Raw genomic sequence first — 10,318 nt, 5'->3', positions numbered from 1 at the left:
CGTTTTAATCGCCGCTTTTCTTGCGCTGTTTCATAAGTTTCACTTTCTTTAAATAGCGGATTTCTTTTTCTAAATTGATTGTCTGCAATATAACTATCAAAGCCACTTTGTGCCATAAACTCAAGATTCACTTCACTGTTAAATCCGCTGTCTGCGGTGAATTTGATAGTGCGTTTATCTACTTCTTTTTTTGTATTGAGTTTAACAAGTTGTTTTTTTAATTGTGCAACGGCTGGCTGTAAGGTTTGTTGCTCTCCTACTGAGCCCCACGCTTGTGCTTGCAGTATAATTTGGTGTTTATCGTCATTAATCGCGATACCATTGTAGCCTTGAATGGTGCCTTTTGAGGTAGTCATTTTCGCACTGTCTGGGTCGGTGATATTACTTTTAACCGGTTTGCCTTTGCTGCCTGTTTTTTCTTGATGTGTGGCTAAAAATTCAGTGATTTTCTCTGCACTTTTATCCAGTTTTTCTTTTTGTTTTAAGTCTTGTGTTATTAACGCTTCATTTAGGCCATCTTGAGATTGATAGCGTTCGATAATTCGTTTACTCGCGCGCTCTAGCTTTGCTTTTTTACGACCTAACTCGTCGAATGTGCCGCTCCATTCTTTACTCGCATTTGATTTTAACTTACAGCCATCAATGGCAAACATGTTGCGACCTATCAAACCTTCTTTGTCACATATCATTAAAACTTGCGTAAAGAGAGGCTCTATTTGGTCTTTCATTCGAGCAACGAACGAAGCTATTGAGGTGTAATGCGGTTGCACATCACCCGATAAACTCATAAAGGTAATGTTAGTTTCACACGCATTAGCAATGCGGCGACTAGTGATAAAACCACGAGAATAACCAAAGAGAATTATTTTTAACATCACAGACGGTGAATAGGCAGCTGCGCCGCCATTGTCGTTTTGATACCACTGTTCGAAGCCCGATAAATCAAGGTGATTATCAACAATATGCGCAAGCGCATATTCAAACGTTCCGGGGACTATTTGTTGTGAGAAATTGATGGGGATGAACTTACTTTGACAGGATAAATCAGGTTTATAATTGGCCATGATATTTTGCTATCGGTGAATAATATCTATTAGATCACAGTGAGGAACTTGCTTCAAGCTTAAAAAACAAACAATTGAGGAAATATAAAAAAAGACGTAAATACGTCTTTTTGGAGAAATTCTACAGCCTCATCACCATATTAATAGCAACATAACCCAATCCTATAAAACCAGCTTCACCAATACCTAACTGTAAACTTGCTAAGGTTACAGCAGGCACAGCAGCAATAATTGAACCAATATTTGGGATGTAATTTAATAAGAAGGCAAATACCCCCCATAAAAGATAGAAATCTAACCCAAAGGCCCAAAGCATCAGCGAGACAACCATACCGGTAGCAATACTAACCATTGTTTTAATAGCGATATAATGATTTACCGAGGCTAAGAAACGTTCAATTTGCTTAATACGCATCTCAGGATCGTCAAGTGCAAAATGCAATTTCACAGGAAATGAAGATGCTTCAAAAAGCATAAACACAACAGTAAGCACAATTAACAGTAAATTAGCCATTACCGAGCCAAAACCACTCAGCATATTTGCCGCCATGCCCATAGCCGCGGCAGGATCAAAGTATTCTAATAAAATAGAAGACGATATTTGAATATTATAACGAGATAAAAAAGCAGTTAACCAAGTAAATTGCTCTTGGAATTGTAGTCGATATTGAGGAATAAGTTCTGACAATTCATTCAGTGACTTGCCCACTAAGCCTGCTAACGATAAAGCAATAGTGACAAAGATAGCAATAACAATAATCACCGAAACGGCTTTAGGTATCTTAAATTGACTCGCCTTAACAACAAGAGGGTTACAAATGATGGCAATAAATAAAGATAATAAAAAGGGGACTAATATATTTGCTGCTGTTTTTACTCCTGCAAAGATGATAAAGATAGCAGCAACAGTGACAAACCCTTTAACCATTGAGCTGTTTTTAGTCGATAATACCATGAAAATTAACTCTTATTTTTTAATAAGAGTTAATATACCTGAAATTAGTCTCTGGCACTAGCTTATGAATTGCTTGCTTTTGATATTAGATTAACTCAGTTTTCTTAATAAACCTTGGGTATTTTGACGCATCGTTTGAGCAACCATAATGTAACCGATGCTACCAACAAACAAAGCACCACTTGCCGGCCCAAGTCCCCATACATAAGGGTGAAGTCGTCCTTCAAGATCAAACAATTGTTGCTGAATTACAAGTAAGGTAATATCACTTACCATAGCAGCAACTAAACCAGAAATAGCACCAAGTAATAAAAACTCATAAAGTGTTGCCAATTTAATCAAGCGCCCTTTGGCACCTAAAGTCCGTAATATAACCACTTCCTGTAAACGCTCAGACAAGCTCGCTTGTACTTGTGATATCAGTACTAATGCACCGCTAATTAACACAATTGATAATACAAAGCCTATGGCAAGTGTAACTTGCGAAATAATTGCTTGTGCTTGCTCCATGCGAGTTTTAACATCGATCATGTTAATAGTAGGGTGTCGTTGTAGTAAAAGGCTGATATCTTTAGTGTGCCCCTCTTCTAGTTTTGCTGCACTAAAATAAGTAACGGGTACTTTTCCAACCATATTAGGACTTAAAATCATAAAGAAGTTAGGTTTTATATTTCCCCAATTAACACTTCTAAAACTAGTAACTTTTACCTCAAACTTTTGTTCATTCACTAAAATTGTTAAGGTGTCACCAAGCGCTATATCAAGATCATCTTTCCAACCTTCAAAAACTGAAACTTCTAACGCATCACCATTTTCCGTACTAAACCATTCACCTTCGGTTATCTCATTACCTTCAGGTAATTCATCTAACCAAGTTAAATTAGGCTCACGTCTTGAGCCATTTCTAGCATTTTCATCTTTCTCTTCACCCTCTTGCTGTGAAACACGTCGCGCAAATTCTTCGCCATTAACGGCATCAACGCGCCCCTTAAAGACAGGATAAAAAGCTTCATGTGTAATGCCTTTATCATTAAAGAACTGTTTTATAGGGTCAATTTCTTTTTCTGCAATATTGATGATAAACATATTTGGCGCATCTTCAGGCACTTGCATTTGCCAATCCGCAATCATGTCATTTTTTAGCACAACTAAAAACAGCATTAATTGAATAGCCAAAGCAAAGCTAATTAATTGAATAGCATTAGCATTTGCTCGTTTTTGTAATGTAGCAATAGCTAATGACCAACTAGAGCCAGGTCTTAAACCTAAACTGCGTCCTGCAGCAAAAAACAAGCGCGATATGGCAAATAAAATAACGATGATTAATAAGGTTGAAGCAAATAAAACTAAGGTAGTCACAAGTGCACCACTGAACAACCACATTAAAGCAAAAATAGTAATAAGTGACAGCGCAATATGAATACGGCTTAACGCTAACGTATCCCCTAAATTACGACGCAACACCCGTAAAGGTGGAATATCAAATAAGTCTAATAAAGGTTTAAGTGAAAACATTAATGCACATACCACACCAATGAATGTTGATAAAATCCAAGGTCTAAAACCTGATGGCGGTAATTCTGTCCCCATAAAATTAGCCAAATAACTTGCCCCAATATTTTGCAAAATAAAACCTATGGCTAAACCCGCCATAATAGAACAAATAGTGACTAAACTTAGGTGGAGTAAAAATATATTACGAATTGTTGTGCGGCTACCTCCTAATGTTTTCATCATAGCGACAGGATCATATTGTCGCTCACAATACCGTTTAGCAGAAACCGCCATAGCAACCGCAGCCAACATAATACCGAACAATCCAGCTAGCAATAAGAAACTTTCAGCGCGCTCTAAATTATTACCCAATGGCGTTTGTCGGTCTTTGATCCCTTCCCAACTTTGGTTATTTTGAAGCTGTGGTTTTAACCAAGCGTAATAATCTGATAACTCTTGTTCTTCACCCGCAAACAATAAACGATGAAAAACTCGACTTCCTGCTTGTACGGCTTTGGTAGCAGGAATATCTTCATAATTCAGTAATACTCTTTTATTTCCGGATAAAGAAAAAAATGGAGCATCAGGCTCATTCACCAAAACTTTTGTAATAACAAAAATACCTGCCCCTAACTCAACTTTATCACCCACGTTCACATTAAGCGGATAGAATAAACCTTCACTCAGCCAAACAGTACCAACTTTAGGGCCAGTATCAACCTCATAAGACTCTCCAACTAGCGTATCCTTGATCGTGATTTTTCCTTTTAGCGGATAAGATTGCGAGGTAGCCTTAACCGACCCTAACACTAATTCATCATTAGCAAACAACATAGAGTCAAAAAATAAGAGTTGTGCCGTTTCAAGTCCCTGCGCTTTGGCTTTGTGTAGTATGTCAGGATCAAAAGCATGATTACTTGAAAGGCGCCTATCAGCTGCAATAAAGTCACTACTTTTTTGTTCTATGTTTAAGCCAATACGTTCGGTTATTGACGACAAACTAAAAACAGTTAACACCGCCAATGCAATAGCGGCGAATATAATCGTTAGTTCACCACGACGAAATTCACGCGTAAATAATTTAACAGCTAACTTAACCCACATTAGCAATCACCCCTTCGCTAATTTTTTCAAGCTGTCCGCCTTCAATATGAATAATTCGCTGACATTGTTTAGCTAATTGTTCATCATGAGTAACCAATACCAAGGTAGTGCCATTTTGTTTGTTCAGATCAAATAATAAATCTTCAATTAAATGTCCATTTTTACTATCTAAGTTGGCCGAAGGCTCATCAGCAAAAAGTATTTTTGGTGAACCAACAAAAGCTCGTGCAATGGCAACACGTTGTTGCTCGCCTCCAGATAATTGTGATGGATAATGCTCTAAACGATGAGACAAGCCTACCTTATCTAGAAGATCTAAGGCTTCTTTTTTAGCATTTCGATCGCCTGCTAACTCGGCAGGTAACATAACATTTTCTAGAGCAGTTAAACTCTGTACCAACATAAAAGATTGAAAAACAAAACCTACTTTTTCCGCCCTTACTTTCGCTCTTGCTTCTTCATTAAGCGTGCTTAACGCGTCACCATCTAAATAGATTTCCCCTGCACTGGCGACATCTAGTCCTGCTAGCAAACTCAATAAAGTAGACTTACCTGAGCCTGAAGCTCCAACAATTGCTACAGATTCTCCCTGCCTGACGTTAAAATTAATATCGTTAAGGATAGTGAGGCTTCCTTCAAGCGTGCTAACATGTTTACTTAATTCTGAGACTTGGATAACATTTAATTGAGAAGGTACTGGCATGACTCGTTTTTTCCTAAATTTTGCTGTTGTTATAATGCTAACATGTTTGTCATTTACAACCACCGCTAAAGACAAAATATTACTTATTGGTGACAGCTTAAGCGCAGGTTATGGACTAGAGCAAGAAGAAGCTTGGGTTCATTTGTTACAAAATAAATATAACAAAAAAGATAATGATATCATCATCATTAACACAGCTATTAGCGGACAAACCACTGACAATGCTCTACTCAATATAGACACTTGGCTTGAAACCCATCAGCCAAGCCACGTATTAATAGAACTTGGTGGCAATGATGGAATTAGAGGCTTTCCTATAAAAATTTTACAAAAGCATTTAACTGAGTTAGTGACTAAAAGCCAAGCACAAGGTGCGCAAGTCGCATTAATGGAAATTCAAATTCCACCTAATCTAGGTGCACGCTATACCACGATGTTTACTGATAGTTACAATAAAGTAGCCAAAGCAACAAACGCGTATTTAATGCCTTATTTTATGACTAAAATTGCTATTGAACCTAAATTAATGCAAAACGATAATTTACACCCAAATGCTCAAGCACAAGCTATTATTAAAGATTTTATGTATGTAGAAATTAATAAATGGTTGCAAAGCTTAGCCCCTAGATAGCTAGCTAACGTTTGCTATACTAATATAACGTAAGGTGATAACAAATATTGATTAATATCAATCAGTAACCTTTTATAGCTATGCTATTATATCGATATCATTTAATGGCATAACAACTTAACTTGAGCTAAATATGGACTTTATCTGGATTCTTTTTGCTTTTATTTGTGGCTTAGCAGCAAAAACTTTTTCTTTCCCTCCTTCAATAGGCTACCTTTTAGCTGGCTTTATTTTAAACTTTATGGGTTATCAGGCTGATGAAAGTCTAACCATTTTAAGTAATTTAGGCATAACCTTAATGCTATTTACCATTGGCTTAAAACTTAATGTTAGAAGTTTATTTAAAAATGAAATTTGGTTAGCTAGTTCACTGCATACCCTACTTTGGATAGTGCTCACTGTCATAATTATAAAACTCTTTACTATCTCAGCTATAGGCTACTTCTCTAAGTTGGATGTTTTAACCGCAACACTTATTGTTTTTGCGTTAAGTTTTAGCAGTACCGTGTGCGTGATCAAACTACTTGAAGAAAATGGTGAAATGCGTACTCGCCATGGCAAATTAGCGGTTGGTATACTGGTAATTCAAGATATTGTGGCTGTTGCCTTTTTAGTGATTGCCACAGGCAAAACGCCTACTGTTTGGGCATTGGCTTTACTACTATTGTTTATTATCAAACCTGTTATTAATAAAATTGTCGATCATGTTGGCCATGGAGAATTACTCCCTTTAACGGGTTTTTTTATTGCGCTTGGTAGTTATGAACTATTTGAATTAGTGAATATTAAAGGTGATTTGGGAGCACTATTAGTCGGAATTTTTCTTTCTTCGCACCTTAAAGCTACAGAAATAAATAAGTCACTACTAAGCTTTAAAGATATGTTTCTTATCGGTTTCTTCCTATCTATCGGCTTTAGCGCCATTCCTACTTTAGAGATGTTAGGCTTAGCTGCAATGCTGGTTTTAATTATCCCATTAAAATTCATTCTGTTCTTCGGGCTATTAAGCTTGCTAAAAATACGTTGTCGAACATCATATTTATCGGCGTTAGCACTAAGTAATTTTAGTGAATTTGGTTTAATTGTCGGAGCAATCAGTGTGTCTAATGAATGGTTAAGTAGTGTGTGGTTGGTTATTTTAGCTTTAGCTGTATCTATGTCTTTTGTGATCACCAATATTCTGTACCCTCATGCACATAGCTTTTTTAGTAAACATAAAGAGTTTTTCTATAAATTTGAACGTAATGAATATTTAGCTGAAGATAAATTTTCTCAGCCTCAAGATGCACCTATCGTGATCATAGGAATGGGTCGTGTTGGTATGGGAGCTTACCGTGCAATTTGTGAACATGACAATAAACTAGCTTGGGGGCTCGATGCCGAGCCTGAAAAAGTGCAATTACTTTCAGAACAAGGTGCTCAAGTGTATTGTGGAGATGCCGAAGATGCATTTTTCTGGGAAAAAGTTAACCTATCTAACTTAAAACTCGTACTACTTGCCTTACCAAACGTAATCGACAGTGTGAATATAACGAACCAATTAAAATCTGCAGGTTATCAAGGGAAAATAGCCGCTATTGCTCGTTATGATGATGAGCGCTCTCAGTTAGAAGAGCTAGGTATTGATAAAGTGTTTAATTTTTATACTGAAGCAGGTGTTGGTTTTGCCGATGAAAGTATGGGGCTTATACAAACAACAAATTAACACTTACGTGTTAATTTGTAAGGAAGATTTCCCATTTAAAGTTAGCGTATTAAGCCTTTGAATTATTGTGAAATTGAATAATTACTAAGTCAATTTTACAATATTATTAAAAATAATTCGCATAACTCAAACCTTGCACTACACTTATTCAAGCACTATAGCAGTTTACAGACATAAATATTTTACTTCCTCTCTCTGAAATAAAGTATATGCTCGCAGCAGGCAGGGTCTGGACTTTATGCTTAGAATATTTAGTAACGTATGTAAACGAATATAGCGCATGGCTCAAACCCCTTTGAGCCAACTTTTTAGGCCTAAACTAGCATAGTTTGGGCCTTTTTTTATATAAGAAAACTGAGAACTGATAAAGTATATTTTAGCTTGTCGGCTCATTTTTATTTGGCAGTTTACTTGAGATAAGTGCAGCGATGCTCACAAATAATGTCGAAATGACTAAACAGGCAATTAAACCTTGTTCTTGATACATCCATCCAGATAATACAGTACCCATTAACCTCCCCATAGCATTGGCCATATAATAAAAACCAACATCAAGTGACACTGCATCTTTATTAGCATAACTTACAATAAGGTAACTATGTAGCGATGAATTAATCGCAAACACAATACCAAAAATCAATAAACCAATTATGATTGAATACTGAATATAAAAATCAAAATATAATGAACCCGCTATTGCTATAGGCAATAAACTCAGCATTACAGCCCACAAACAGGCTGATTTTCCAGTAGGTACTTTGCCTTGTTTTTTCCCGGTAAAGTAAGGGGCAAACGATTGAACAATACCATAACCAATTACCCAAGAAGCCATAAAGCCACTAACCCACCAATGATCCCATTGAAAAGTCGCCGCAAGGTAAACAGGTAAAGCAACAACGAACCACACATCCCTAGCACCAAATAAAAACATTCGTGCAGCAGATAGGCGGTTAATAGCATCACTTTTAGAAAATATCTTAGTAAATTTTGGTTTGTTTTTGGCTTTTCCTAAATCTTCTTTTAAATATAAAAGGCTAAAAATCCAAACCACTATTAATAAGAGCGCCATCACAATAATAGCGCCCTTAAAGCCTATTAATGTTAATAATATTCCCCCTAAAAAGAAACCAACTCCTTTAAGCGTATTTTTAGACCCCGTAAGAATAGCAATCCACTGATATAGTTTATTTTCGGCATTTTCAGGAACCAGTAATTTTATCGAACTTTTAGCGCTCATTTTATTAAGATCTTTCGCTATTCCGGAAAGCGCTTGCGCCATCATAACATAGACCACAGTCAACATTTCTGGCGGAGCTGTCAGCATACCAAGAGCTACAATTTGCATCGCTAAACCAATATTCATGGTTTTATTTAAACCAAACCTTGCCCCTAACCAACCACCAACAAGATTAGTAATCACGCCAAATATTTCATAAAACAAAAATAACATCGCAATTTTTAGTGGGCTATAGCCTAATTGATGAAAATAAAGCACTACAAGCATGCGTAGAGCACCATCAGTTAAGGTAAATGCCCAATAATTACCTGTTATCATTAAGTATTGTTTAATCTGCGGCGTTAATGTTTTTAACGATAAAAAACTCATTAATAACTATTCCTTTAGGCTAAATCGGCTAATCCGACCATACGCGCTAATTCAGCCGTTCTATTGGCATAACCCCATTCATTGTCATACCAAACATATAATTTAACTTGAGTATTATTAACGACCATCGTTGATAAAGCATCGATAATGCTTGAACGTGGATCTGTTTTATAATCAATAGAAACTAATGGTCGTTCTTCATAACCTAAAATACCGCTAAGCTCATTATTAGCAGCTTCTTTAAGTAAGTTATTTACCGCTTCTACTGTTGTATTTTTTTCTAACTCAAACACACAATCGGTAATAGAAGCATTGGTTAACGGTACACGAATAGCATGACCATTTAGTTTTCCTTTTAATTCAGGGAAAATATGTGTTATCGCTGTTGCTGACCCTGTTGTTGTTGGAATTAAGCTAGTGCCACATGAGCGAGCACGTCGTAGGTCTTTGTGCGGCGCATCAATAATAGTTTGCGTATTCGTTATGTCATGAATAGTGGTAATCGAACCATGCTTAATGCCTATCTTTTCGTGAATAACCTTAACGACAGGGGCTATACAATTAGTGGTACATGATGCAGCCGTTACAATAGAATGAATTTCTTTATTGTATAAGTGATCATTAACTCCCATTACAACATTTAACACTCCCTCTTCCTTTACCGGCGCTGTAACAACTACACGTTTAACGCCTTGATCTAAATAAGCTTGTAATAAAGCTTTCGTTTTGATTTTACCTGAAGCTTCAATAACAACATCACATTTTGACCAATCAGTCTCTTGTGTTATTTTATTTTGTGTACAAGGGATCGCTTTGCCATTTATGATCATTTCCTCGCCATTCACTGTTTTTTTACTCGTCGCTTCATGACACCAGCGACCATGAACTGAATCAAAAGTCATTAAATGCGCTAATGTTGCCGCATCACCTGCAGGATCGTTAATATGAACAATTTCTACATCATCCCAATCAAATGCAGCCCGCATCGATAAACGTCCCATACGGCCAAAGCCATTAATACCAATTTTAAGTGTCATCGTTTTTTCCTAAAATAAG

Annotated in this window: 8 protein-coding genes; 2 read left to right on the top strand and 6 right to left on the bottom strand. The window is 36.6% G+C overall.

Translation table 11 applies throughout. The annotated features are described in order from the left end of the window. The 4 genes from Q4496_RS16490 to Q4496_RS16475 form a co-directional block, all read right to left on the bottom strand. A partial coding sequence (locus Q4496_RS16490) for a transposase (protein WP_303610848.1) occupies nucleotides 1-1,064 on the bottom strand: 1,064 nt, incomplete at its 3' end. 121 nt (nucleotides 1,065-1,185) lie between these two features. After that, nucleotides 1,186-2,019: an AI-2E family transporter gene (locus Q4496_RS16485; protein WP_303610847.1), complete on the bottom strand. Its 834-nt coding sequence runs from the start codon at nucleotides 2,017-2,019 to the stop codon at nucleotides 1,186-1,188. A 90-nt stretch (nucleotides 2,020-2,109) separates the two neighbouring features. After that, entirely contained in the window at nucleotides 2,110-4,617 is a 2,508-nt protein-coding gene (locus Q4496_RS16480; RefSeq protein WP_303610846.1) for an ABC transporter permease, read from the bottom strand. After that, nucleotides 4,607-5,320 carry an ABC transporter ATP-binding protein gene (locus Q4496_RS16475; RefSeq protein ID WP_215974535.1) on the bottom strand — a complete coding sequence of 238 codons (714 nt, stop codon included), beginning with the start codon at nucleotides 5,318-5,320 and terminating at the stop codon, nucleotides 4,607-4,609. The genes Q4496_RS16480 and Q4496_RS16475 overlap by 11 nt, the downstream gene beginning before the upstream one ends. On the opposite strand from Q4496_RS16475, the gene Q4496_RS16470 reads away from it, so the two are divergent. Further along, on the top strand, nucleotides 5,319-5,951 hold the full coding sequence (locus Q4496_RS16470; protein ID WP_215974536.1) for an arylesterase: 633 nt from the start codon (nucleotides 5,319-5,321) through the stop codon (nucleotides 5,949-5,951). The genes Q4496_RS16475 and Q4496_RS16470 overlap by 2 nt on opposite strands. Nucleotides 5,952-6,084: 133 nt before the next feature. Further along, a complete protein-coding gene (locus tag Q4496_RS16465; protein WP_215974537.1) occupies nucleotides 6,085-7,656 on the top strand; it encodes a cation:proton antiporter family protein in 1,572 nt (523 codons plus the stop codon). Nucleotides 7,657-8,032: 376 nt separating this feature from the next. Here Q4496_RS16465 and arsJ read toward each other — a convergent pair whose 3' ends face one another. Together arsJ and Q4496_RS16455 are read right to left on the bottom strand one after the other, a co-directional pair. Continuing rightward, the gene (arsJ, locus tag Q4496_RS16460) at nucleotides 8,033-9,262 is read right to left on the bottom strand and encodes an organoarsenical effux MFS transporter ArsJ (RefSeq protein ID WP_303610845.1); all 1,230 of its coding nucleotides are present in this window, start codon (nucleotides 9,260-9,262) and stop codon (nucleotides 8,033-8,035) included. A gap of 14 nt (nucleotides 9,263-9,276) precedes the next feature. Beyond that, nucleotides 9,277-10,299: an ArsJ-associated glyceraldehyde-3-phosphate dehydrogenase gene (locus Q4496_RS16455; RefSeq protein ID WP_303610844.1), complete on the bottom strand. Its 1,023-nt coding sequence runs from the start codon at nucleotides 10,297-10,299 to the stop codon at nucleotides 9,277-9,279. Nucleotides 10,300-10,318: the final 19 nt, after the last annotated feature.

Origin of the sequence: Colwellia sp. 5_MG-2023 (assembly GCF_030547795.1) — a bacterium.
Taxonomy (GTDB): Bacteria; Pseudomonadota; Gammaproteobacteria; order Enterobacterales; family Alteromonadaceae; genus Colwellia.
The sequence above is the reverse complement of the archived record's forward strand: the minus strand, read 5'-3'. Positions and strand labels throughout refer to the sequence as shown.

Coding starts and splice junctions, on each gene's coding strand:
- Q4496_RS16485 (WP_303610847.1), bottom strand. CDS start 2,019: ATGGTATTATCGACTAAAAACAGCTCAATGGTTAAAGGGTTTGTCACT.
- Q4496_RS16480 (WP_303610846.1), bottom strand. CDS start 4,617: ATGTGGGTTAAGTTAGCTGTTAAATTATTTACGCGTGAATTTCGTCGT.
- Q4496_RS16470 (WP_215974536.1), top strand. CDS start 5,319: ATGACTCGTTTTTTCCTAAATTTTGCTGTTGTTATAATGCTAACATGT.
- Q4496_RS16475 (WP_215974535.1), bottom strand. CDS start 5,320: ATGCCAGTACCTTCTCAATTAAATGTTATCCAAGTCTCAGAATTAAGT.
- Q4496_RS16465 (WP_215974537.1), top strand. CDS start 6,085: ATGGACTTTATCTGGATTCTTTTTGCTTTTATTTGTGGCTTAGCAGCA.
- arsJ (WP_303610845.1), bottom strand. CDS start 9,262: ATGAGTTTTTTATCGTTAAAAACATTAACGCCGCAGATTAAACAATAC.
- Q4496_RS16455 (WP_303610844.1), bottom strand. CDS start 10,299: ATGACACTTAAAATTGGTATTAATGGCTTTGGCCGTATGGGACGTTTA.